This is a genomic window from Pseudomonas sp. NPDC086581 (genome assembly GCF_044746165.1).
Classification (GTDB): domain Bacteria; phylum Pseudomonadota; class Gammaproteobacteria; order Pseudomonadales; family Pseudomonadaceae; genus Pseudomonas.
Genome location: NZ_JBIVBR010000016.1, coordinates 45,936 through 68,178, shown reverse-complemented (window position 1 = coordinate 68,178; position 22,243 = coordinate 45,936). Strand labels below are relative to the sequence as shown.

Genomic DNA, 22,243 nt, shown 5'->3' with positions numbered 1-22,243 from the left:
CCGGGCCCTCTGCAGTCGACTTCGGCAGTATAAGCACGCCCCACATCAGCGGGGCGCGCCTTCCATCAGCGCTTGTCTTCGACCTTCCACTTGCCGCCGTCGAAGAACGCGCGCCAGCCAGTGGGCTTGCCGTCGACCTCGGACTGCACGTACTGCTCCTTGGTCTTGCGGCTGAAGCGGATCACCGCGGGGCGGCCATCCGGGTCTTTCGCCGGAGCGGACAGCAGGAAGTGGTACTTCGGGTCCAGCTCTTCCTTGTGCGGCAACAATTCAGCCACCAGCGGAGCGCGTGTCTCGCGATTCTTCGGGAACTGGCTGGCGGCCAGGAACAGGCCGGAAGCGCCGTCGCGCAGTACGTAGATGTCGTCCACCTTCTCGCACTTGAGTTCCGGCATGCGGATGGCGTCCATCTTCGGCGGAGCAGGCTCACCGTTCTTCAGCAGCTTGCGGGTGTTCTTGCAGGTCGGATTGGTGCAACCGAAGAATTTGCCGAAGCGGCCGGTCTTGAGTTGCATCTCGCTGCCGCACTTGTCGCATTCCAGGCTCGGGCCTTCGTAGCCCTTGATGCGGTACTGGCCTTCCTCGATCTCGTAGCCGGCGCAATCCGGGTTGTTGCCGCAGATGTGCAGCTTGCGCTTCTCGTCGACCAGGTAGGCGTCCATTGCGGTGCTGCAGATCGGGCAGCGATGTTTGCCGCGCAGTACGCGGGACTCGGATTCGCCCTCGTCATCCGCGGCGATTTCGTCGCCCGGAATCAGGTTGACGGTCGCCTTGCAGCGCTCCTTCGGCGGCAGGCTGTAGCCTGAGCAGCCGAGGAACACGCCAGTGGAGGCGGTACGGATCATCATCGGCCGGCCGCACTCGCGGCAGGGGATGTCGGTGAGGGTCGGCTGATTGGCGCGCATGCCATCGTTGGAGGCTTCGGCCAGGTCGAGTTTCTTGCGGAAATCGCCGTAGAACTCGTCCAGCACGTTTTTCCAGTCGCGCTCGCCCTGAGCCACGTCATCGAGGTTCTCTTCCATGCCGGCGGTGAAGCCGTAGTCCATCAGGTTGGAGAAGCTCTCGTTGAGGCGGTCGGTGACGATGTCGCCCATCTTTTCCGCGTAGAAGCGGCGATTGTGGGTGGTGACGTAGCCGCGCTCCTGGATGGTGGAGATGATCGCCGCGTAGGTGGACGGACGGCCGATACCGCGCTTTTCCAGTTCCTTGACCAGGCTGGCTTCGGAGAAGCGCGCCGGCGGCTTGGTGAAGTGCTGGCTCGGATCGAGCTTGAGCAGCTTCATCGCGTCGCCCTGGTTCATTTCCGGCAAGACGTCATCCTCGCCCGGCTTGCTCTGCTGCGGCAGTACCTTGGTGTAGCCGTCGAACTTGAGGATGCGGCCCTTGGCGCGCAGCTCGAAGTCACCGGCAGCCGCGCTGACGGTGGTGGACAGGTACTCGGCCGGCGGCATCTGGCAGGCCACGAACTGGCGCCAGATCAGGTCGTACAGGCGCTCGGCGTCGCGCTCCATGCCCGACAGCTGGGTCGGACGCAGGTTGACGTCGGAAGGACGAATCGCTTCGTGAGCTTCCTGGGCGCCTTCCTTGCTGGAGTAGAAGTTCGGCTTGGCCGGCAGGTATTTCTTGCCAAACTCGCTGTCGATGAAGCCGCGCACCATGTCGATGGCGTCGGCGGACAGGTTGGTCGAGTCGGTACGCATATAGGTGATGTAGCCGGCTTCGTAGAGACGCTGGGCCATCATCATGGTCTTCTTCACCCCGAAGCCCAGGCGATTGCTCGCGGCCTGCTGCAAGGTGGAGGTGATGAACGGCGCCGAGGGCTTGCTGGAAGTCGGCTTGTCTTCGCGCTTGGCGATGCTGTAGCTGGAGGCCTTGAGCTTTTCCAGGGCAGCGGTGGCCTGGGCTTCGTTCAGCGGCTTGAAGGCTTCGCCCTTCTCGCGCACCACTTCGAAGCGGACCTTGTCGTTCTTCGGCGTGCCGAGGTCGGCATGCACTTCCCAGTATTCTTCCGGGACGAAGGCGCGGATCTCGCGCTCACGCTCGACCACCAGTTTCACCGCCACCGACTGCACGCGACCGGCGGACAGGCCACGAGCGATCTTCGCCCACAGCAGCGGCGAGACCATGTAGCCCACCACGCGATCGAGAAAGCGGCGCGCCTGCTGGGCATTCACGCGGTTGATATCCAGCTCGCCCGGCTGGGAGAAGGCCTCCTGGATGGCCTTCTTGGTGATTTCGTTGAAGACCACACGCTTGTAGCGCGAGTCGTCGCCGCCGATGGCCTCGCGCAGGTGCCAGGCAATGGCCTCCCCTTCGCGGTCCAAGTCGGTTGCGAGATAGATGGTGTCGGCGTCCTTGGCCAGGCGGCGCAGTTCCTCGATCACCTTTTCCTTGCCGGGCAGGATCTCGTACTTGGCCTTCCAGCCGTGCTCCGGGTCGACGCCCATGCGGGTGACGAGCTGGCGCTTGGCCTTTTCCTTCGGCGACAGGGCCGGCGCCTCGGCAGCGGTCTTGCGCGTTTTTGACGCAGGCTCCTTCGACGCGGACGAGCCGCTGGTGGGCAGGTCGCGGATGTGGCCGATGCTCGACTTCACCACGTACTGGTTGCCCAGGTACTTGTTGATGGTCTTGGCCTTGGCCGGTGATTCCACGATGACCAGCGATTTACCCATGGATCGGAATATTCCTGCGTCGAAAAGATGAATTTATAAGGAGGGAGGAGCTAGGAGCGGCACCGCTATATATAGTGGCGGTCGCGCCAAGGTCAAGCTTGGGTTTCGCCGGACGGGCCGGTCTGAAGACCCAGCGGATCGTTTTCGGCGCCCACCAGAGCGAAGCGCGGAACCTTCCCGCCATTCACTTCCACCGCCTCGGTGAACATGCTCAGCGGCCGCACCCAGAGCCCGAATTCGCCGTACAGCGCCTGGTAGATCACCAGCTCTTCCTCGGTCTCCGAATGCCGGGCGACGCCGAGCACGCGGTACTGTTGCCCCTTGTGATGTCGATACAATCCGGGCTGCAAGTGCATGTCGGTTCTCCCTCGGCCGGCCAAAAGGCGGCGATTGTGCTCATTGCGCGGCTGTCGGGCAATCCCCGCCCGACAAAAACGAAAGCCGGGGCACAAGGCCCCGGCTCTCCCATCGACGAAAGCTTAGACGCGTTCGAAGACGGTGGTGATGCCCTGACCGAGGCCCACGCACATGGTGGACACGCCCAGGGTGCCACTGTTCTGCTTCATCACGTTCAGCAGGGTGCCGGAGATACGCGCACCGGAGCAGCCGAACGGGTGACCCAGGGCGATGGCGCCGCCGTGCAGGTTGACCTTCTCTTCCATCTTGTCGAGGATCTTGAGGTCCTTCAGCACCGGCAGGGCCTGTGCGGCGAAGGCTTCGTTGAGCTCGAAGAAGTCGATGTCGTTGATGGTCAGGCCGGCGCGCTTGAGCGCCTTGTTGGTCGACGGAACCGGGCCGTAGCCCATGATCGCCGGATCAACGCCCGCCACGGCCATGGCACGAACCACGGCCATCGGCTGCACGCCCAGATCCTGAGCACGCTGGGCGCTCATGACGATCATGCAGGAAGCGCCGTCGGTAATCTGCGAGGAAGTACCCGCCGTCACGGTGCCGCCTTTCGGGTTGAAGGCCGGCTTCAGAGCCGCCAGGCTTTCCAGGGTGGTTTCCGGACGGATGGTTTCGTCGAAGTCGAAAACCTTCAGGAAGCCGTTCTCGTCGTAACCTTCCATCGGGATGATTTCGTCTTTGAACTTGCCTTCCTGAGTCGCTTTCCAGGCCAGTTGGTGCGACCGCACGCCGAACTTGTCCTGCGCCTCGCGGGTGATGCCGTGCATCTTGCCCAGCATTTCGGCGGTCAGGCCCATCATGCCCGACGCCTTGGCGGCGTACAGGGACATGTGCGGGTTCGGATCGACGCCGTGCATCATGCCGACGTGGCCCATGTGCTCCACACCACCGATGACGAAGACGTCACCGTTGCCGGTCTGGATCGCCTGCACGGCAGTGTGCAGGGCGCTCATGGACGAGCCGCACAGGCGGCTGACGGTCTGGCCGGCACTGGTGTGCGGGATCTGGGTCATCAGCGACGCCATGCGTGCGATGTTCCAGCCCTGCTCCAGGGTCTGGTTCACACAACCCCAGATCACGTCCTCGACTTCCGCCGGGTCAATCTTCGGGTTGCGCTCCAGGAGCTTGCTGATCAGGTGCGCGGACATGTTCTCCGCGCGGGTGTTGCGGTGCATGCCACCCTTCGAACGGCCCATCGGGGTGCGGCCGAAGTCGACAATGACGGCGTCTCTCGGATTCAGGCTCATAAATTCACTCTCGCTCTATTCGTTGCGCACTCAACCGAAGAACTTCTGGCCGTTCTTGGCCATTTCACGCAGCTTCGCGGTCGGGTGGTACAGCGCACCCAGGTCGGCGTACTTGTCGGCCAGTGCGACGAATTCGGCCACACCGATGGAGTCGATGTAACGCAGGGCACCGCCACGGAAGGGAGGGAAGCCGATGCCGTAGATCAGGCCCATGTCGGCCTCGGCAGCGGTCTCGACGATGCCGTCTTCCAGGCAGCGCACGGTTTCCAGGCACAGCGGGATCATCATGAAGTTGATGATGTCCTCGTCGGTCAGCTCGCGCTGCTCGGTGACGATGGACTTCAGCAGCTCATAAGCCTGCGGATCGGTGACTTTCTTCGGCTTGCCGCGCTTGTCGGTCTCGTAGGCGTAGAAACCCTTGCCGTTCTTCTGACCCAGGCGGTTGGCGTCGTACATCACGTCGACGGCAGTCTTGCCTTCCACGGCCATGCGGTCCGGGAAGCCTTCAGCCATCACGTCACGGCCGTGGTGGCCGGTGTCGATGCCGACCACGTCGGACAGGTAGGCCGGGCCCATGGGCCAGCCGAACTTCTCCATGATCTTGTCGATGCGCACGAAGTCCACACCGAAGCCCAGCAGCTTGGAGAAGCCGCCGAAGTACGGGAACAGTACGCGGTTGACCAGGAAGCCGGGGCAGTCATTCACCACGATGGGGTTCTTGCCCATCTTCTTGGCGTAGGCCACGGTGGTGGCGACGGCGACATCGCTGGACTTCTCGCCGCGGATGACTTCGACCAGGGGCATCATGTGCACCGGGTTGAAGAAGTGCATGCCGACGAAGTTTTCCGGACGCTTGAGCGCCTTGGCCAGAAGGTTGATGGAGATGGTGGAGGTGTTCGACGCGAGAACCGCATCTTCCTTCACGACGCCTTCAACTTCGGCCAGAACGATCTGCTTGACCTTCGGATTCTCGACCACGGCTTCGACGACGATGTCGACGTTGCCGAAGTCGCCGTAGGACATGGTCGGGCGAATGGCGTTCAGAGCCTCGGCCATCTTGGCCGGGGTCATGCGGCCTTTTTCGACGCGCTTGCCCAGCAGCTTCGAGGCCTCGTTCAGACCCATCTGGATACCCTCTTCGCGGATATCCTTCATCAGGATCGGAGTGCCCTTGGAAGCCGACTGGTACGCGATGCCGCCACCCATGATGCCGGCGCCCAGTACGGCGGCCAGTTTCACGTCCTTGGCGATCTCGTCGTACTGCTTGGCCTTCTTCTTCAGGTCCTGGTCGTTCAGGAACAGACCGATCAGGCTCTGCGCAACCGAGGTCTTGGCCAGTTTCACGAAGCCCTGGGCTTCGATTTCCAGGGCCTTGTCACGACCGAAGTTGGCGGCTTTCTGGATCGACTTGATCGCTTCGACCGGAGCCGGGTAGTTCGGGCCGGCCTGGCCAGCGACGAAGCCTTTGGCAGTTTCGAAGGCCATCATCTGCTCGATGGCGTTCAGCTTGAGCTTTTCCAGCTTCGGCTGACGGCGGGCCTTGTGGTCCAGTTCGCCGGCGATGGCGCGCTTGACCAGGTCCAGGGCGGCGGCTTGCAGCTGCTCCGGAGCCACGACAGCGTCGACGGCACCGACTTTCAGCGCGTCTTCAGCACGGTTTTCCTTGCCCGAGGCAATCCACTCGACTGCGTTGTCGCAGCCGATGATGCGCGGCAGGCGAACGGTGCCGCCGAAGCCCGGGTAGATGCCCAGCTTCACTTCCGGCAGGCCGACCTTGGCGGTGGCGCTCATGACACGGAAGTCGGCAGCCAGGCACATTTCCAGACCGCCGCCCAGGGCGATGCCGTTGATCGCGGCTACAGTCGGAACGTTCAGGTCTTCGAAGTCGCTGAAGATCTTGTTGGCTTCGAGGTTGCCGGCCAGCAGCTCTTCGTCAGGCAGCTTGAAGTTGTCGACGAACTCGGTGATGTCGGCGCCGACGATGAACACGCCCTTGCCGCTGGTCACGATCACGCCCTTGACGGACGCATCGGCCTTGATGGTATCGACTGCTTGGCGCAGTTCATTCAGGGTGAGTCGGTTGAACTTGTTGACGGACTCGCCCTTGAGGTCGAAATTCAGTTCGACGATGCCGCTCTCAAGAGCCTTAACCGTGATGGCTTTACCTTGGTAAATCATCAACTGATCTCCACGCTAGGGAAGCTTGAAATCACACGTCGGACACCGTGTATCGGGACCGTTCGGCTGTGCCGAGGTTAGTCCCAAAGCTTGCGGCACACCCGCCGACGCGATAGCCGGGGCGCTCTGATCGAGTCATCGCACATGGCAAACGCTCGATTCATACGCCCGTTTGATTTGGGTGCGCCCACCTTCTAGGAAAAGCCGGGGCTTGTCAATCGGCGAGACGTAACAGTCGCAAAGCGGCCGGGGCGTCTGGGCCGGAGCATTCAGCGCAGCCCTGACGACCTATTCACTACACCTATCGTGACAATTGCCACCTGGCACCGACGTCCCGACAGCCACTGTTCAAACCCCATGGCCCGCGTTAGAGTCGGGCGCAATGGCGATCTGCCTCCTGCCAACGCCGGCAGACGCCTGGAACCTGTGGAATACAAAACAACAAGAAGCCCATGGCTCCAAGGAGTTGGAACGATGCCCAGCCGTCCGCTAGTGCGTCTGCTGTCTGCGCTCGCGCTCACCGCCCTGCCCCTCATCGCTGCCGCCGACGCCGCCAGCGACCTCCTCAATGTCCACCAGACACGCCTCGCCGCCCAGCGCAGTCTTGGCGATTTCTTCATGTTCAATGCAATGGAAGGCGACCAGAAGTACGCCAAGTTAGTCGAAGCCTCGTCGCAGAGCGCCACCGACGCCCTGGGCAAGCTCGGGGAAATGCCCGGCAACGAATCGAAGAAGCTCAAGACCGAACTGCAGGACGAATGGAAGGCCTACGCGACCCAACTGCACTCGCTCACAGGCGCGCTGGACAAGAGCGGCTACACCGACCTGCAACCAGTGGCCGACCTCGCTGCGCAGAACCGCAAGCTGCTGGACACAGCCGAGCAGCTCTACGCCAAGATCCAGGAAGAAAGCGGCAGCAAGGTCCCGCCACTGACCCAGCAGACCCGCGAGCAGAGCCTACTGATGCAGGACATCGCGGTGGATTACGCCTCGCGCAACGCCTCGGTGGGCGCCAGCTTCTTCGGCGGCGGGGAGGAGCGCCCGCTGGATGACCTGGCCAACCGCTTCGCGATCAACCTGGTGAAGCTACAGCAGGCGCCGCAGACCACGCCGGAGATCGGCCAGGAACTACGCGGCGTGGCGATCAAGTGGCGCTACATTGAGAAATCGCTGCAGAACTACAACCAGAACAGCGTGCCCTTCCTGATCAACAAGTACTCCGACCGCATTATCGAAGACCTGGAGAAGGTCTCCGGCCTCTATGCCGCGCAGCAGAGCTGATCGCCTCAGGCATGCTGTTTAAGGAAAGTGGCGACCCGCTCAAGGTCGCTGCTGTCGCCCCGCTCGCCCCAGTACAGCGCGAGGAACTGGGGCGTCGCCTCGACCATGTAGACGTCCCTGGGCAGGCTGGCCAGCGCCTGGGCAAGCTCGGCAGGGGCGCTCGCCTCGCGCCAGCGGTCCAGCCAGACGCCCGGCTCGCTCTGCCAGTAGCACCAAACATCGCGGTTCTTCCCACGGGCGCGGTGGTATTGCGCGCACTGGCGCGGCGGTTGCCGTTCCAGCCAGTGCGGCCACTCCTGCTGCGCCATCTGCATGGCCAGGCCCAGGCGTCGCGCCTGCAGGCGCAGGTCCATCTGCCCGCGCTGGCCGCGCGACGGGATCAGCCAGGTCAGCGGGCTGAGCACCAGAGCGATGAGAAGAATTACCATCCAGGTGGTCATATGGGTTATACCGGTCAAACAGGTCAAGCACGGCCATTGGGGCCATACTGATTAATAACGAGTCCCCCGGAGGAGACGCTCATGCCCTACCAACACATTCTGGTCGCCGTCGACCTAACCGAAGAATGCGATCCGGTGATGAAGCGGGCGGTCGCGCTGGCCAAGGCCAACGATGCTCGGCTCTCGGCGGTGCATGTGGTCGAGCCCATGGCCATGGCCTTCGGTGGCGACGTGCCGATGGACCTGTCGATGCTGCAACAGCAGCAGTTCGACCAGGCCAAGGAACGCCTGCACCAGTTCACCCTTACCTACGCCGAGATCACCAGCTCCCAGTGCCATCTGGTCTACGGCCAGCCGCGCCAGGAAATCCACCGCCTCGCCGATGAACAGGACTGCGACCTGATCGTCGTCGGCAGCCACGGCCGCCACGGCCTCGCCCTGCTGCTGGGCTCCACCGCCAACGACGTGCTGCACGGTGCGCCCTGCGATGTCCTCGCCGTGCGCCTGCAGAAAACCAGCTGAGTCAAGCCGGGTAGAGAGCGGGCCCTGCGGGGCCCGCTTCGTTTCAGGCCCCGAGCATGTCGCCGCTCATCAGCAGCGGCCGCACCTTCTGTAACTGCGCCTCCAGCGAGTAGCTCATGCTCGACGCCATGGAGAAGAAGCTGAGGAAAGCCTTCAGGTTCGAGTCGCCGTCGCAGGTCTCGTGAATTCGCTGCCAGAACGCCTGGTTCACCAGCTGCAACTGCTGGAACTGCTTCACCAGCCCCTTCAGCTCCCAATCCGCATGCCGCCCTTCACGGAAGTTGAAGTACTGGCGCATCAGGTACAGCGACACCGCGCGCAGGATGAACTCCTGGTTGCTGGCGAACGGCAGGTGCTGCTGCGCCATCGGCTTGAGCTTGCCCAACAAGGGGCAGGCGCTGGTCGCCATGATCACCCCGAGCAGCGCCCGCAGGCCCTCTTCCAGCCCCGCGTGCTTGATGTACTCGCGCTCCGGCGTGCGTACCTGCACCGAGACCTTCTTGAAGGCCGGCAAACCACGGAAATCCTCGATCACCCGGTGCAGGTCCACCGCCGCCGGGCAGTGGCTGTACTGCGCCGGATTCAGCGGGCAGTTGCTGCAACGGTTGTTCTCCAGGCGCGTCCAGCGTGGCGTCTGGGCGGCTATCTCGGCGTCGTACTGGCGCTCCAGCTCGATGCGGTAACTGAACTCGTGCTCATCATCCAGGGTGATGCGGTACTCGATTGCCATTCGGCCATCCCTAACAGTCTTAGATCAGCGATACGCACGGGCACATCACCGGACCGAACGGATCACTCCTCCAGTTCGGCCCAGCGTTCGATCAATTGGTCCAGCTCCCCTTGCAGCGCCCCCAGGCGATCCAGCACCGCCTGCGCCTCGCTCGGCGGACGCTGGTAGAACGTCGGCGACGCTGTCTCTGCCTGCAGCGTGGCCATTTCCGTCTCCAGGGCCTCGATCAGCCCGGGAATGGCTTCCAGCTCACGCTGCAGCTTGTAGCTCAGCTTCTTCTTCGGCGCCGCCGCTTCCACCGCAGCCGGTGCCGCCACAGGCACTTCAGCGACAGGTGCGGCAGCGGGCTTATCGCCCTTCTCCTCACCCACGCCGAGCAACTTGGGCGAGCCGCCCTGGCGCAGCCAGTCCTGGTAGCCACCGACGAATTCGCGCACGCGCCCTTCGCCTTCGAACACCAGGGTGCTGGTCACCACGTTGTCGAGGAAGGCCCGGTCGTGGCTGACCATCAGTACGGTGCCATCGAAGGTCAGCAGCACTTCTTCCAACAGTTCCAGGGTTTCCACGTCCAGGTCGTTGGTCGGTTCGTCCAGCACCAGCAGGTTGGCTGGCTTGCTGAACAACTTCGCCAGCAACAGGCGTGCCCGCTCGCCACCGGAGAGCGCTTTCACCGGGGTCCGGGCGCGCTGCGGGGAGAACAGGAAGTCGCCCAGGTAGCTGAGGACATGGCGATTCTGCCCGTTGATCGTGATGAATTCGCGACCTTCGGAAATATTGTCGATGACGGTCTTTTCCGGCTCCAGCTGGTGACGCAGCTGGTCGAAATAAGCCACTTCCAGTCGGGTGCCTTCCTTGACGCTGCCCGAAGTCGGCTGCAGGTCGCCCAGCAGCAGCTTGAGCAGCGTGGTCTTGCCGGTGCCGTTGGCGCCGAGCAGGCCGATACGGTCGCCGCGCTGCAGCACCAGGGAAAAATCACGGATCAGCGCCGGGCCGCCCGGATGGGCGAAGCCGGCCTTCTCGACGACGATTACCTGCTTGCCGGACTTCTCGGCCGTCTCCATCTGGAAGCTGGCCTTGCCCTGGCGCTCGCGGCGTTCGGCGCGTTCGTTGCGCATCGCCTTCAGCGCGCGCACGCGGCCTTCGTTACGGGTGCGGCGGGCCTTGATGCCCTGGCGAATCCAGACTTCTTCCTGGGCCAGGCGCTTGTCGAACAGCGCGTTGGCTGCCTCTTCCGCCGCCAGTTCCTGCTCTTTATGGACGAGGAAGCTGGCGTAGCCGCCATTCCAGTCGATTAGGTGGCCGCGGTCCAGCTCGAGGATGCGGGTCGCCACGGCCTGCAGGAAGGAGCGGTCGTGGGTGATGAACAGCACGGCGCCGGGGAAGTCCGCCAGGGCGTTTTCCAGCCAGGCGATGGCGCCGATGTCCAGGTGGTTGGTCGGCTCGTCCAGCAGCAGCAGGTCGGGCTCGGCCACCAGCGCCTGGGCCAGCAGCACGCGGCGGCGCCAGCCACCGGAGAGCTCGGCGAGGGTCTTGTCGGCCGGCAGCTGCAGGCGGCTCAGGGTGGTGTCCACCAGTTGCCCCAGGCGCCAGCCGTCACGGGCTTCGAGGTCCTGCTGGACGTGCGCCAGCTTGTTCAGGTCTTCTTCGCTCTCGATGTGCATGCTCAGATGGTGGTAGCGCGCCAGCAGTTCGCCGACTTCGGCCAGGCCTTCGGCGACCACGTCGTAGACGGTGCGATCGTCGGCGCGCGGCAGTTCCTGCGGCAGCTCACCGATCTTCAGCGACGGGGCGCGCCAGATGTCGCCGTCATCGGGCTTCTGCTCGCCCTTGACCAGCTTGAGCATGCTCGACTTGCCGGTGCCGTTGCGGCCGATGATGCAGACCCGCTCACCGCGAGCGATCTGCCAGGACACCTTATCCAGCAGCGGAGTGGTGCCGAAGGCGAGGGACACGTCGGTTAACTTGAGCAGGGTCATGAGGGCATCTTCCGTAAAACAGGGCGCGCAGTTTAAGGGAAAGCGCGGAAAAGTCAGAGGGGTGCGGACAAAGTGCCGGGGCGAGACATTCGTCCGCCTTTGAGCCAGGCAGCCCTGGTGGCGCTTTCACCCCCCGCGCGCAACAGGCTAAGCTACCCGGCAGCGGGCGCGCGCCATCCAGCGCCCACCGATCATCTTCCCGGAAGAGCCATGCGCGGTCGCCTTTTCTCACTGTTTTCCTGCCTGATCCTCAGCCTGTCCGCTTCGACAGCCAACGCAGCGTCCCTGCCCCAGCAGCGCCAGATGTACGACGAGGCGCAGAAGGCCCTGGCACGCGGCGACAGCGGCCCGTACTTCAGCTACCAATCGGCACTGGCCGATTATCCGCTGCAACCGTACCTGGCCTACGACGAGCTGACCAACCGCCTGAAAAGCGCCAGCAACGCCGAGATCGAGCGCTTCATCGAGCAGCACGGGGACCTGCCGCAGATCAACTGGCTGAAGCTGCGCTGGATGCGCCAGCTGGCCGATCGCGGCGACTGGAACACCTTCGTCCGTTATTACGACCCGAAGATGAACTTCACCGAGCTGGACTGCCTCTACGGCCAGTACCAGTTGGGCCACGGCAACAAGGCCGACGGCTACGCCACCGCCGAGAAGCTCTGGCTGGTCGGCAAGCCGCAGCCCGATGCCTGCGACACGACCTTCGCCCTGTGGCAGGCCGACGGCCAGCTCACCGAGGAGAAGGTCTGGAAGCGCCTGAAACTGGCCGCCGAGAAAGGCAACTACAGCCTCGCCAGCGTGCTCTCCAAGCGCCTGCCGACCCTCGGCAGCCAGGGCGCGCTTATGGTCAACGTGGCGCAGAACCCTGCGCAGCTGAGCCAGACCACCCGTTTCGGCGCCCGTGACCACGCCACCGCCGACGTCGTCGGCCTGGGCCTGCGCCGCCTCGCCAAGCAGGATCCGGAAAAGGCCATCAGCCTGCTCGACTACTACAGCTCGGTGCTGCCCTTCTCCACCGACGAGAAAGTCTCCATCGCCCGCGAGATCGGCCTGAGTCTGGCGCGCCGCTATGATCCGCGCGCGCTGCCGATGATGGTCAAGTACGACCCGCAACTGCGCGACGACACCGTCACCGAATGGCGCCTGCGCCTGCTGCTGCGCCTGGGACGCTGGGAAGAAGCCTACGAACTGACCCGCGCCCTGCCGCCGTCGCTGGCCGAGACCAACCGCTGGAAATACTGGCAGGCACGCTCGCTGCAACTGGCGCAGCCGCAGAACAAGCAGGCCATCAGCCTGTACCAGCCGGTGGCCGGCGAGCGTGACTTCTACGGCTTCCTCGCCGCCGACCGGATCAACGCGCCCTACCAGCTCAACAATCGACCTGTTTCGCCCGATGCCGGCACGATGCAGCGCGTGCGCAACGCGCCGAGCACCCGCCGCGCCCTGGAGTTCTATGCCCGCGGCGAGATCATCAACGCCCGACGCGAGTGGTATCACGCTGCCCGCCACCTGAGCCACGACGAGCTGTTGGCCCAGGCGAAGATCGCCTACGACATGCAGTGGTACTTCCCGGCCATCCGCGCGATCAGCCAAGCCAAATACTGGGACGATCTCGATATCCGCTTCCCCATGGCCTACCGCAACACCCTGGTGCGCGAGGCGCGCAATCGCGGCCTGCACTCCAGCTGGGTGTTCGCCATCACCCGCCAGGAAAGCGCCTTCATGTCCGATGCGCGCTCCGGCGTCGGCGCCACCGGCTTGATGCAACTGATGCCGGCCACCGCCAAGGAAACTTCGCGCAAGTTCGGTATCCCGCTGGCCTCGCCGCAGCAACTCATCGTGCCGGACGTGAACATCCAGCTCGGCGCCGCCTACCTGAGCCAGGTGCATGGCCAGTTCAACGGCAACCGTGTGCTCGCCACCGCCGCCTACAACGCCGGCCCCGGCCGTGTGCGCCAGTGGCTGAAGGATGCGCGTCACCTGGCCTTCGACGTCTGGGTCGAGACCATTCCGTTCGACGAGACGCGCTCCTACGTGCAGAACGTGCTGTCCTACGCGGTGATCTACGGGCAGAAGCTCAACGCCCCGCAGCCCATCGTCGACTGGCACGAACGCTTCTTCGACGAACTCTGATCCACTCACCCGCCCGGCACCCGCCGGGCGGTCTTCATCCCCTCAAGGAAAAGGAAGTTCCCATGCGCAAGACCCTGCTTTCCGTCACCGTCCTGGCCGCCGGCCTGCTCAGCACAGGCCATGCCCTCGCCGCCTGCGAGAAGCCGCGCAACGCCTTCGACAGCGTGTACTGCCTGAGCACCGAATACGCCCAGGTGGACCGCGAGCTGAACAATGAATTCGGCACCCTGCGCAAGATGCTCAATGACGGCCAGAAGGCTGCGCTGAAGAAGAGCCAGATTGCCTGGATCAAGGACCGCGACGCCCAGTGCAGCTACGAGCGCGACGGCGGCTACTTCGTCAACCTGCAATGCGCGGTGGACAAGACCAACGAACGCCTGGCCGTGCTGCGCGAGCGTGAGCGCGAGTGCCAGAGCACCGGTTGCGTCGACGGCAAGCTGTAACGCCCTAGAGCTTCCTGTAGGAGCGAGGGGGACGCCATCGTTATTGCTCGCGAACGCTCCTCGCCTGACGCATTGGCCTCAAGCGGGTTCGCGAGCTCGCTCCTACTGGGAATCCCCCACCTACTCCAGGACTTCCACGTCCATGCCCACGCGCAGCACTCCGCCGTTCAGGGCAATCAGGTTCTGGCCGAACAGGGCTTCGCCATTGACGTTGCGATAGCTCAGCAGGGTCGCCAGCGGCTCACGGGCGGCATCGCGCTCGCCGGTGTGCGGGTCGATGGTAGTGAGGATGCAGCGCGAGCAGGGCTTGGCCACCTTGAAGCTGACCTCGCCGATGCGGATGCGCTTCCAGCCGTCTTCGGCGAAGGGTTCGGCGCCGGTGACCACCAGGTTCGGGCGGAAGCGCAGCATCTCCAGCGGGCGACCGACCTTGGCCGACAGATCATCCAGCGAACCCTGGCCGATCAGCAGCAGCGGGAAGCCATCCGCAAAATGCACCTGCTCACCGGGTTCGGCGTAGGCGGTATCCACCTGGCGCGCGCGCTGCTCGGGCATCTGCACCAGACGCACGTCGCGGCCGAGGAAGCTGCTCAGCCACTGCGCGGCCTCATCGCCGGCGTCCGGCACTTGCAGCATGTCGCGCCAGATCAGCACGCCGCGCAGGTTGTCGTCGCGGCCGGGCACATTCACCAGCAGGTCATCCATACCCGGCGCGCGAAGGCGCAAGGCGGCGAAGCCATCCTGCCAGCGCGCCTCGATGCGACCCATCTGCGGCAGCAGGCGCTGGGTCAGGAAGCGGCCATTGGACGCTTCCACCACCAACCAGCGTCGATCCCCTTCCAGGCCCAATGCGTCCAGGCGGACCGATTCCAGGGGCTCGTAGGCCGTGGATTTGACCGGGTAGCGGTAGAGCGCGCTCAGGCTGTACATGGGAAGCTTCCTTTCATGCAGGCGAAAGCGACCTTATACGGCGTGGGACGGGCGTCGAGCAATGGGCATTTCGGTCGCGGGCATGGGCCGCCCCTGCAGATACGCCTGACGCTGACGGAGCAGGAAGAAGGGATCTCGCGAAGATGCTCCGCTCCAATCTGGAAACCTCTGCGCTGGGAGCCCCTTTCCCCAGCCCTATCCCTTCAGGGAGAGGGCTGGGGAGAGGGAATGCAGGCACGAACTTTCAGAAGAAGACACTTGCTCCTACAAGAGCGGGACCGGCTTTTCCCTGTAGGAGCGAGCTTGCTCGCGAACCGCTTGATTCCTGTAAGTCCGGCGAAGTTCGTTCGCGAGCAAGCTCGCTCCTACGAAGAGCCGGGTTGAATCAGGCCGGGATTTTCTGCAATCGCCGACGCACCACTTCCACCAGTTGGTCCGGCTGGAACTTGGAGAGGAAATCGTCGCAGCCCACCTTCTTCACCATGGCGTCGTTGAAGCTGCCCGACAGCGAGGTGTGCAGCACCACGTAGAGGTCACGCAGGCGCGGGTCGTTGCGGATCTCGGTGGTCAGCCGATAGCCGTCCATTTCCGGCATCTCGGCGTCGGTGAAGACCATCAGCAGCTTGTCTTCCATGTCGTGGCCTTCGTCGGCCCAGCGCTTGAGCTGTTGCAGCGCGCGCAGACCGTCAGTGGCCACGTGCAGGCGCAAGCCGAGTTGGCCAAGTGTGTCGCGCAGTTGGGAAATAGCGACACTGGAGTCATCCACCACCAGCACTTCGCGACCGCGGGTCTGGCTGAGCAGCTTGTCGTCCAGGCGGTCGCTGGAGACGCGAGTGTTCATCGGCACGATCTCGGCCAGCACCTTTTCGACGTCGATGATCTCCACCAGGCGGTCTTCCACCTTGGTGATCGCCGTCAGGTAATGCTGGCGGCCGGCGCCACCGGGCGGCGGCTGGATCGACTCCCAGTTAAGGTTGAGGATGCGTTCCACCCCGCCCACCAGGAAGGCCTGCACCGAGCGGTTGTACTCGGTGACGATGATGGTGCTGCTGGCATCCGGGGTCAGTGCGCGCATGCCGATGGCGCGCGACAGGTCGATCACCGGCAGGGTCTGGCCGCGCAGGTTGATCACCCCGCAGATCATCGGGTGGCGCTGCGGGATCAGGGTCAGGCGCGGCAGCTGCAGCACCTCCTGCACCTTGAACACGTTGATCGCGAACTGCTGCCGCCCGGCCAGGCGGAAGACCAGGATTTCCAGGCGGTTCTCGCCTACCAGTTGGGTGCGTTGATCGACAGTGTCGAGAATACCGGCCATGCCTGCTCCAGATTCGGAATGAGTCGTGCGTGAACGCTATCGGCCGCATCCAGGCAAACTGGATAATGGCCGTGCGCCATCATGCCCGACTCACTTCATCGGGGCCAGCGCGATCAGCCCTTCGGCGTGCCGAGCCGCCCAGTGGCCGAGAGCAGCGGCGAATCCGCCGGCAGGTGCATCGAGAGCGCCGCCGGGCGCACCTCGAAGCGCAGCTTGCGGCCCTCCAGTGGCTCCCCGTCAAGGTTGACGTCCAGTCCCTCGCGGGCCTCCACCTCGACCCAGGGCAGGCGTGCGCGGACGAATACGTCCTGGGTGCCGAAGCCACCGCCGAGCAGTGCGCCGAGAGTGCCGACCATGTCCTGCGGCGTCGGCAGGATGCTCACATCCAGCAATCCATCGTCCGCCGTCGCCTGTGGGCAGAGCATATGTCCGCCACCGGCCTGCCGGCCGTTGCCGATGCCCAGAGCAAGGAACTCGCCTTCCCAGCTGAAGTCCGGCCCGGTGAATCGCCCCTGCGCCGCATGCACTTCTGAGAAGCGCGTCAGCCCGGTGAGCAGGTAGGCCGCGCCGCCGAGCAGCTTCTTCAGGTCTTCCGGGGTGTTGGCGGTGACCTTCGAACCGAAGCCGCCGGTGGCCATGTTGAGGAACATCTGTCCGTCCACTTCGCCCAGGTCGATGGGGCGCGGCGGCACGTCCAGCAGCGCCAGGGCGGCGGCCGGTTCCAGCGGCACGCCGGCGGCGCGGGCGAAGTCATTGGCGGTACCCAGTGGCAGGATCGCCAGGCTGGCCTTGCCGCCGGCCTGGGCCAGCGCCTCGGCAACATCGCGCACGGTGCCATCGCCGCCGCCGGCGATCAGCGTCGTGTAGCCCGCCGCCAGCGCCTCTTCCACCAGCCGCCGGGCGTCGCCGCCCTCCCAGGTCACCCTGACATCCAGCGCCCGACCCGCCTCGCGCGTGGCCAGCACTGCGGCGCGCACCTCGTCGTTGGCGGCTTGCTTGCCATGCAGGATCAGCAGGGCCTTGGGTTGCGTCATGGCGGTTTTCCTCCCGGTGAGTCCATTGGATATGGACTCAGACTAGCGCGAGGGGAATTCCTCCCACTTGATTTGCGACTCAGGCGGGGTAGCCGGTGATCTCCCGGATGCTCTGGTACAGCGGCTTGAGCTGCTTGTACATGCGCTGGTAGACCTCGCTGTAAAGCCGCTCGTAGGTGCGCTGCGCCTCAGGGTGCGGGTGGAAGACGTCACCGACGCGGGTCATGGCGGCGATGGCGCTGGTGAAGTCCGGATAGAGCCCCAGCCCCACCGCGCAATCGATGGCCGCGCCCAGGCCGGAAGCTTCGTAGACGTGCGGGCGCTCCGCCGGCAGGCCGAAGATGTCGGCGGTGAGCTGCATCGCTGCGTCACTCTGCGAACCGCCGCCAGCCACGCGCAGGCGCTGGATGCGGGTGCCGGAGCGCTTCTCGATACGCTCCTTGCCCTGGCGCAGCGCATACGCGAGCCCTTCGAGGATGGCGCGGTAGATATGCGCTCGGGTGTGCACGTCGCCGAAACCGATGATTGAGCCCTTGGCCTCCAGCCCTGGTTCGCGGATGCCCGGCGTCCAGTAGGGTTGCAGCATCAGGCCCATGGAGCCGGCGGGCACGCTGTTGACCAGTTCGTCGAACAGCTTCTCCGGCTCGACGCCCAGTTCCTGCGCACGCTGCATCTCGCGCAGGCCAAACTCGCGCTTGAACCAGCTGACCATCCAGAAACCGCGGTAGATCATCACCTCGGTGTTGAAGTGATCGGGAATCGCCGCCGGGTACGGCGGGATCAGCGGAATAGTCTCCAGGTAGCGCGAGCGGGTGGTGTTGATGGTCGCAGTGGTGCCGTAGGACAGGCACGCCACGGTCGGGTCGATGGCGCCCGCGCCGAGCACTTCGCAGGCCTTGTCGGCGCCGGCGGCGATCAGCGGCAGGCCTTCGGGAATCCCGGTCAGGCGGCTGGCCTCGGCGGTGATCTCGCCCAGCTTCTCGCCGGGCTTGAACAGCTCTGGCAACTGCTCGCGGCGCACATCCAGCACCTGCCATTTCCAGTCGCGCGGCGCGGCCCATTGCAGCTTCTTGTAGTCGAACGGCAGGTAGGCAACGCTGCCGGCGATCGAGTCCACGTAGCGTCCGCACAGGCGCTGAGTGAGGAAGCCGGAGAGCAGCAGCACCTTGTGCGTGCGTTGGTGGATGTCCGGCTGCTGCTGGGCAACCCAGTTCACTTCGGCCTGGGTGCGGAAATAATCCACCGCACCCTGCGCGCCCACCAGCTTGAACAGCCAGCCCCAGGGGCCCTTGATCGAGCCCTCCAGTTCGGCGCGGCGCTGGTCGAGCCAGATGATCGCCGGGCGCAGGGCCTGGCCTGCCTGGTCGACGTGAATCACTGTACCGCGCTGGGTCGTCAGCGAGACGCCACGGATACGGCTGCGGTCAATATCGACGCTGGCCCATAGACGTTTGCAGGCCTCGCCCAACTGTTCCCAATAATAGTCCGGGTGCTGCTCGGCCCAGCCGGGCTGCGAGGAGAAATAGGCTTCCAGCTCGACCTTACCCTTGCCCACCAGGTTGCCCTGGAGATCGAAGAGCAGCGCGCGCACGCTCTGGGTGCCGTTGTCGATGGCCAGCAGGTAGTTGTTGTTATCCATGGGGCTCTTGGTCAGTGGGGCTTCGGTCAGTTTGGAAGGCTGTAGCAGCGACGCCACAGCGCCAGATAGTCCTGTTCTTCACGTTTCCAGCGCGGGTCGTCCCAGCCCAGGCGTGGCTGGCACAGCGCGCGAATTCTCGGCAGTTCGTGGGCGCCGCCGTCGGCCAGCAGCAGGCCGACCCGGGTACGGCGCAGCAGCAGGTCGTCCAGGTGCAGCACCAACTCGCCTTCCGCCGCCCAGGCCAGTTCGGCCCAGAGTGAATCGGTATGGCCGATGCACTCGCTGCCCACGGTTTTCAGTACCCGCGCCAGCTCCGGCAATGCGCGACCATGACGACCGCGCAGACGGGTCTGCTGCGGCGGGGTCAGCCCGGGTAGATCCACTGCGTCGACAGGCTCGAAGACCTGTTCTCCTGCCGCCTCCAGCGAGCGCTCCAGCATCGGTGCGCAGGCGGCGAGCACCTCCAGCGCCAGCAGGCGGAAGGTGGTGAGCTTGCCGCCGGCCAGGGTCACGCAGCCGGGCTCGACCCACAGCGCGTGTTCGCGCTTTTCGTCCGAGGGCTTGAGCGATGGCGCGCCATCGCTGACCACCGGGCGCACGCCGGCCCAGGTGGAGCGCACATCCGCCGCGCTGATCTGGGCAGACGGGAATTGCTGCGCACAGGCGGCCAGCAGGTAATCCACTTCCTCGCGGCTGATGGCGGCGTCGTCGTCCAGCGTGTCGCGGTGATCGAGATCGGTGGTGCCGACCACGGTCGCGCCTTCCCAGGGAAAGACGAACACCGGGCGCTTGTCCTGCCCGTGCATGAAGCTGAAGGCGTGGGCGACCGGCAGGCGCCAGGCCGGCAGCAACAGGTGGCTGCCGCGCAGCGGGCGGATGTGCTCGCTACTGTGTTTCTGCCGCAAGGCATCGGCCCAGGCGCCGGTGGCCAGCGCCACGGCACGCGCGCGAAAGGTGAAGCGCTCGCCGCTTTCGCTGTCCTCGGCCACCAGCCCCTGGACACGGCCGGCGCGGCGATCCAGTTCGATCACCTTCAATCCGTTCAACGCTTCGCCGCCCTCGGCGCGCGCCTCACCGAGCACGCGCATCACCAGGCGTGCGTCGTCGGTGACTGCGTCCTGGAAGCGCGTGCCGCCGAGCAGGCGATCTTCCCTTAAGCCCGGCGCCAGGTAGCGCAGCTCCTCCAAGCGATGGAACAGGTGGTTGCGACGCCCCGCCAGCGCGTCGTACAGCGACAGCAGCGTGCCGAACACCCGCGGGCCGGGGAAGCCGCCCTGGTAGTGCGGCATGATGAAACTCAGCGGATCGACCAGCCCTGGCGCCTCGCCCAGCAGGCGCTGGCGCTCGCGCACCGAGTCGCGGGTCAGGCCGAACTGGCCCTTGGCGATGTAACGCAGGCCGCCATGGACCATCTTCGACGAGCGACTGGAGGTGCCCCAGGCGAAGTCGCGCTGCTCGACCAGCAGGCAACGCCAGCCGCGCCGTGCGGCTTCACGGAGGATGCCGGCACCGGTGATGCCTCCGCCGACCACGATCAGGTCCCAGTCGCGCTCCGCCAGCTCCGGCAGCGCCTTGGCGCGCCACGTCGCATTCCAGCCCATGGGCTCAGTCCTGCAGCAGGGTGCCGGGGTTCAACCGGCCGGACGGGTCGAAATGCCCGGCCAGCGCCTTGATCGCGGCCATGCCCAGCGGGCCCTTCTCCACCGGCAGATAGAGAGCGTGGTCCTTGCCCACGCCGTGCTGGTGGCTGATGGTGCCGCGATTGTTGGCGATGGTCTGGCTGGCGGCGTGCTTGAGCTTGCGCCAGCGCTCGTGGGTTTCCGCGTAGCTGGCCGCCGGGCGGAACACGTAGGTGGTGTAGATGCTCGAGCCCTCGCCGTAAACGTGCGACAGGTGAGTGAACACGTGCACGCGTTCGCCCTCCGCGGCCAAGCCCTCGCGCAGGCTGGCTTCGATGCGGCTCAGCAGGTTATCGACGTTGGACCAGTCGGTGGCGGTTTCCAGTGTGTCGACCGCGTAGCCGTTCTCCCACAGCGCCTCGCGCAGGTAGGGGAAGCGGAAGCGGTTCTGTGCCCACTTCCTGCCCAACAGGGTGCCGGTGAACACGCCGCCGAAGGCCTTGAGAATTCGCCGCGCGGCACGCAGCGAAGTCGCGTTCTGGGCGCGGTCGCCGGTGACGCCGAAGGTCAGCATGCACTTGCCCTCGGCCGCTCCGCGCAGCTTCAGGTAGCGCTCCAGCCAGGCGATCTGCCCCGGATGACCGGCCAGCGCGAGCTGGGTGGTGGTTTCCACGGCATTGGACAGGCGCAGCATGGACAGCGGTACACGCGCCTGGGTCAGGGTGCGGATGCCTTCCAGTGCCTGCTCCCAGGACGGCAGGAACACTGCGTAGAAGCGTTCGTCCTCAGCGATACGCGTCACCCGCACCTTCACCGAGGAAAGAATGCCGAAGCGGCCTTCGGAGCCCATAACCACTTCGCGCAGGTCGGGGCCGGCGGAAGATGCCGGGAAGGTCGGAATATCCAGGCTGCCGGCGAAGGTTTCCAGGGTGCCACCGGCGAACAGTTGTTCGATGCGCCCGTAGCGCAGCGACTGCTGGCCGCTGGAGCGGCTGGCGACCCAGCCGCCGAGGGTGGAAAGCTCCCAGGACTGCGGGAAGTGGCCCAGGGTGTAGCCACGGGCGCGCAGCTGGCTTTCCACCTGCGGACCGTTGGCGCCGGGGCCGAAGGTGGCGATCAGGCTTTGCTCGTCCAGTTCCAGCAGGCGGTTCATGTGCTCAAGGGAAACGGTGAGCACCGCCTTGTCGGACGACGGCGGGTTGATGTGGCCCGCCACCGAGGTGCCGCCGCCGTAAGGGATCACCAGGCAGTCCCAGAGCTCGGCGAATTTCAGCAGCTCGCGGATCTGCTCGGCGGTCTGCGGGTAGGCCACGCCATCGGGGAACACGCCGAAGTCGCCTTCGCGCATCGCCAGCCAATCCGGCAGGCTTTGGCCGCGGGCGTGCAGCAGACGGTCGCGGGCTTCGCGCACCACCAGTGGGTGCTCAGGCAGGCGCGAAGCCGGCACCCTGGCCAACACCTGTTCCAGCGTCGCGTCCGGCAGCGTCAGGCCGGGGCCAACCAGTTCGGCGAGAAATGCACGCCCGTTATCGGGCAATTCCACCACCGTCGTTTCTTCACCCCAGCCGTTCCAGCGTCGCATGCCCGCTCCTTTTATCCAGGTCTCTGTCTGCAATTTCGATTGCTATTTCGGTGCCGCTTGATGGCTGCCTATACTAGCCAGCCGCCCTGCC

Annotated in this window: 17 protein-coding genes; 4 read left to right on the top strand and 13 right to left on the bottom strand. The window is 65.0% G+C overall.

The genetic code is table 11. The features are described 5' to 3' along the window. Positions 1 to 65: 65 nt before the first annotated feature. The 4 genes from topA to fadB all read right to left on the bottom strand — a co-directional run bounded on the left by topA (position 66) and on the right by fadB (position 6,505). Complete coding sequence (gene topA, locus ACIPK7_RS26465; RefSeq protein ID WP_192430155.1) at positions 66 to 2,672, bottom strand: type I DNA topoisomerase; 2,607 nt, start codon at positions 2,670 to 2,672, stop codon at positions 66 to 68. Positions 2,673 to 2,764: 92 nt separating this feature from the next. Next, positions 2,765 to 3,028 (bottom strand): DUF1653 domain-containing protein, encoded by a 264-nt coding sequence (locus ACIPK7_RS26460; RefSeq protein ID WP_401091195.1) that lies wholly within the window; start codon positions 3,026 to 3,028, stop codon positions 2,765 to 2,767. A 123-nt stretch (positions 3,029 to 3,151) separates the two neighbouring features. Further along, on the bottom strand, positions 3,152 to 4,327 hold the full coding sequence (gene fadA, locus ACIPK7_RS26455; protein WP_081519444.1) for an acetyl-CoA C-acyltransferase FadA: 1,176 nt from the start codon (positions 4,325 to 4,327) through the stop codon (positions 3,152 to 3,154). A gap of 30 nt (positions 4,328 to 4,357) precedes the next feature. Then, positions 4,358 to 6,505: a fatty acid oxidation complex subunit alpha FadB gene (gene fadB / locus ACIPK7_RS26450; protein WP_151187748.1), complete on the bottom strand. Its 2,148-nt coding sequence runs from the start codon at positions 6,503 to 6,505 to the stop codon at positions 4,358 to 4,360. Positions 6,506 to 6,979: 474 nt separating this feature from the next. On the opposite strand from fadB, the gene ACIPK7_RS26445 reads away from it, so the two are divergent. Further along, positions 6,980 to 7,786 carry a hypothetical protein gene (locus ACIPK7_RS26445; protein WP_401091192.1) on the top strand — a complete coding sequence of 269 codons (807 nt, stop codon included), beginning with the start codon at positions 6,980 to 6,982 and terminating at the stop codon, positions 7,784 to 7,786. A gap of 5 nt (positions 7,787 to 7,791) precedes the next feature. Here the strand turns inward: ACIPK7_RS26445 and ACIPK7_RS26440 are convergent, their stop codons facing one another. Further along, positions 7,792 to 8,226: a hypothetical protein gene (locus tag ACIPK7_RS26440; RefSeq protein ID WP_192430160.1), complete on the bottom strand. Its 435-nt coding sequence runs from the start codon at positions 8,224 to 8,226 to the stop codon at positions 7,792 to 7,794. A gap of 81 nt (positions 8,227 to 8,307) precedes the next feature. Between ACIPK7_RS26440 and ACIPK7_RS26435 the strand changes: the two genes are divergently transcribed. After that, positions 8,308 to 8,748, top strand: a complete 441-nt coding sequence (locus ACIPK7_RS26435) for a universal stress protein (protein WP_024766849.1) — start codon at positions 8,308 to 8,310, stop codon at positions 8,746 to 8,748. Between the two features lie 43 nt (positions 8,749 to 8,791). Here the strand turns inward: ACIPK7_RS26435 and ACIPK7_RS26430 are convergent, their stop codons facing one another. Together ACIPK7_RS26430 and ACIPK7_RS26425 are read right to left on the bottom strand one after the other, a co-directional pair. Further along, the gene (locus ACIPK7_RS26430; protein WP_151187751.1) at positions 8,792 to 9,478 is read right to left on the bottom strand and encodes a DUF6901 family protein; all 687 of its coding nucleotides are present in this window, start codon (positions 9,476 to 9,478) and stop codon (positions 8,792 to 8,794) included. A 62-nt stretch (positions 9,479 to 9,540) separates the two neighbouring features. After that, positions 9,541 to 11,454, bottom strand: a complete 1,914-nt coding sequence (locus ACIPK7_RS26425) for an ATP-binding cassette domain-containing protein (RefSeq protein WP_401091190.1) — start codon at positions 11,452 to 11,454, stop codon at positions 9,541 to 9,543. A 210-nt stretch (positions 11,455 to 11,664) separates the two neighbouring features. On the opposite strand from ACIPK7_RS26425, the gene ACIPK7_RS26420 reads away from it, so the two are divergent. Both ACIPK7_RS26420 and ACIPK7_RS26415 read left to right on the top strand, forming a co-directional pair. Further along, positions 11,665 to 13,590, top strand: coding sequence for a transglycosylase SLT domain-containing protein (locus ACIPK7_RS26420; protein ID WP_401091188.1), 1,926 nt, complete (start codon positions 11,665 to 11,667; stop codon positions 13,588 to 13,590). A gap of 62 nt (positions 13,591 to 13,652) precedes the next feature. After that, positions 13,653 to 14,033 (top strand): lysozyme inhibitor LprI family protein, encoded by a 381-nt coding sequence (locus ACIPK7_RS26415; protein ID WP_401091186.1) that lies wholly within the window; start codon positions 13,653 to 13,655, stop codon positions 14,031 to 14,033. A 120-nt stretch (positions 14,034 to 14,153) separates the two neighbouring features. Here the strand turns inward: ACIPK7_RS26415 and ACIPK7_RS26410 are convergent, their stop codons facing one another. The 6 genes from ACIPK7_RS26410 to ACIPK7_RS26385 form a co-directional block, all read right to left on the bottom strand. Then, positions 14,154 to 14,963: an MOSC domain-containing protein gene (locus tag ACIPK7_RS26410; protein WP_401091184.1), complete on the bottom strand. Its 810-nt coding sequence runs from the start codon at positions 14,961 to 14,963 to the stop codon at positions 14,154 to 14,156. 385 nt (positions 14,964 to 15,348) lie between these two features. After that, positions 15,349 to 16,278 carry a chemotaxis protein CheV gene (locus tag ACIPK7_RS26405; RefSeq protein ID WP_192430165.1) on the bottom strand — a complete coding sequence of 310 codons (930 nt, stop codon included), beginning with the start codon at positions 16,276 to 16,278 and terminating at the stop codon, positions 15,349 to 15,351. A gap of 113 nt (positions 16,279 to 16,391) precedes the next feature. After that, a complete protein-coding gene (gene yegS, locus ACIPK7_RS26400; protein ID WP_401091182.1) occupies positions 16,392 to 17,312 on the bottom strand; it encodes a lipid kinase YegS in 921 nt (306 codons plus the stop codon). Between the two features lie 79 nt (positions 17,313 to 17,391). After that, positions 17,392 to 18,951: an FGGY-family carbohydrate kinase gene (locus ACIPK7_RS26395; protein ID WP_192430167.1), complete on the bottom strand. Its 1,560-nt coding sequence runs from the start codon at positions 18,949 to 18,951 to the stop codon at positions 17,392 to 17,394. Positions 18,952 to 18,977: 26 nt separating this feature from the next. After that, entirely contained in the window at positions 18,978 to 20,552 is a 1,575-nt protein-coding gene (locus tag ACIPK7_RS26390; RefSeq protein ID WP_401091180.1) for a glycerol-3-phosphate dehydrogenase/oxidase, read from the bottom strand. A 4-nt stretch (positions 20,553 to 20,556) separates the two neighbouring features. Continuing rightward, positions 20,557 to 22,152 (bottom strand): FAD-binding oxidoreductase, encoded by a 1,596-nt coding sequence (locus ACIPK7_RS26385; RefSeq protein WP_192430169.1) that lies wholly within the window; start codon positions 22,150 to 22,152, stop codon positions 20,557 to 20,559. Positions 22,153 to 22,243 lie beyond the last annotated feature (91 nt).

Bases quoted from the DNA above. Each gene is read 5' to 3' on its own strand.
- fadB (WP_151187748.1), bottom strand. From the start codon at position 6,505: ATGATTTACCAAGGTAAAGCCATCACGGTTAAGGCTCTTGAGAGCGGC.
- ACIPK7_RS26405 (WP_192430165.1), bottom strand. From the start codon at position 16,278: ATGGCCGGTATTCTCGACACTGTCGATCAACGCACCCAACTGGTAGGC.
- ACIPK7_RS26415 (WP_401091186.1), top strand. From the start codon at position 13,653: ATGCGCAAGACCCTGCTTTCCGTCACCGTCCTGGCCGCCGGCCTGCTC.
- ACIPK7_RS26395 (WP_192430167.1), bottom strand. From the start codon at position 18,951: ATGGATAACAACAACTACCTGCTGGCCATCGACAACGGCACCCAGAGC.
- ACIPK7_RS26425 (WP_401091190.1), bottom strand. From the start codon at position 11,454: ATGACCCTGCTCAAGTTAACCGACGTGTCCCTCGCCTTCGGCACCACT.
- ACIPK7_RS26435 (WP_024766849.1), top strand. From the start codon at position 8,308: ATGCCCTACCAACACATTCTGGTCGCCGTCGACCTAACCGAAGAATGC.
- ACIPK7_RS26460 (WP_401091195.1), bottom strand. From the start codon at position 3,028: ATGCACTTGCAGCCCGGATTGTATCGACATCACAAGGGGCAACAGTAC.
- ACIPK7_RS26390 (WP_401091180.1), bottom strand. From the start codon at position 20,552: ATGGGCTGGAATGCGACGTGGCGCGCCAAGGCGCTGCCGGAGCTGGCG.
- topA (WP_192430155.1), bottom strand. From the start codon at position 2,672: ATGGGTAAATCGCTGGTCATCGTGGAATCACCGGCCAAGGCCAAGACC.
- ACIPK7_RS26430 (WP_151187751.1), bottom strand. From the start codon at position 9,478: ATGGCAATCGAGTACCGCATCACCCTGGATGATGAGCACGAGTTCAGT.
- fadA (WP_081519444.1), bottom strand. From the start codon at position 4,327: ATGAGCCTGAATCCGAGAGACGCCGTCATTGTCGACTTCGGCCGCACC.
- ACIPK7_RS26445 (WP_401091192.1), top strand. From the start codon at position 6,980: ATGCCCAGCCGTCCGCTAGTGCGTCTGCTGTCTGCGCTCGCGCTCACC.
- ACIPK7_RS26385 (WP_192430169.1), bottom strand. From the start codon at position 22,152: ATGCGACGCTGGAACGGCTGGGGTGAAGAAACGACGGTGGTGGAATTG.
- ACIPK7_RS26420 (WP_401091188.1), top strand. From the start codon at position 11,665: ATGCGCGGTCGCCTTTTCTCACTGTTTTCCTGCCTGATCCTCAGCCTG.
- ACIPK7_RS26410 (WP_401091184.1), bottom strand. From the start codon at position 14,963: ATGTACAGCCTGAGCGCGCTCTACCGCTACCCGGTCAAATCCACGGCC.
- yegS (WP_401091182.1), bottom strand. From the start codon at position 17,312: ATGACGCAACCCAAGGCCCTGCTGATCCTGCATGGCAAGCAAGCCGCC.
- ACIPK7_RS26440 (WP_192430160.1), bottom strand. From the start codon at position 8,226: ATGACCACCTGGATGGTAATTCTTCTCATCGCTCTGGTGCTCAGCCCG.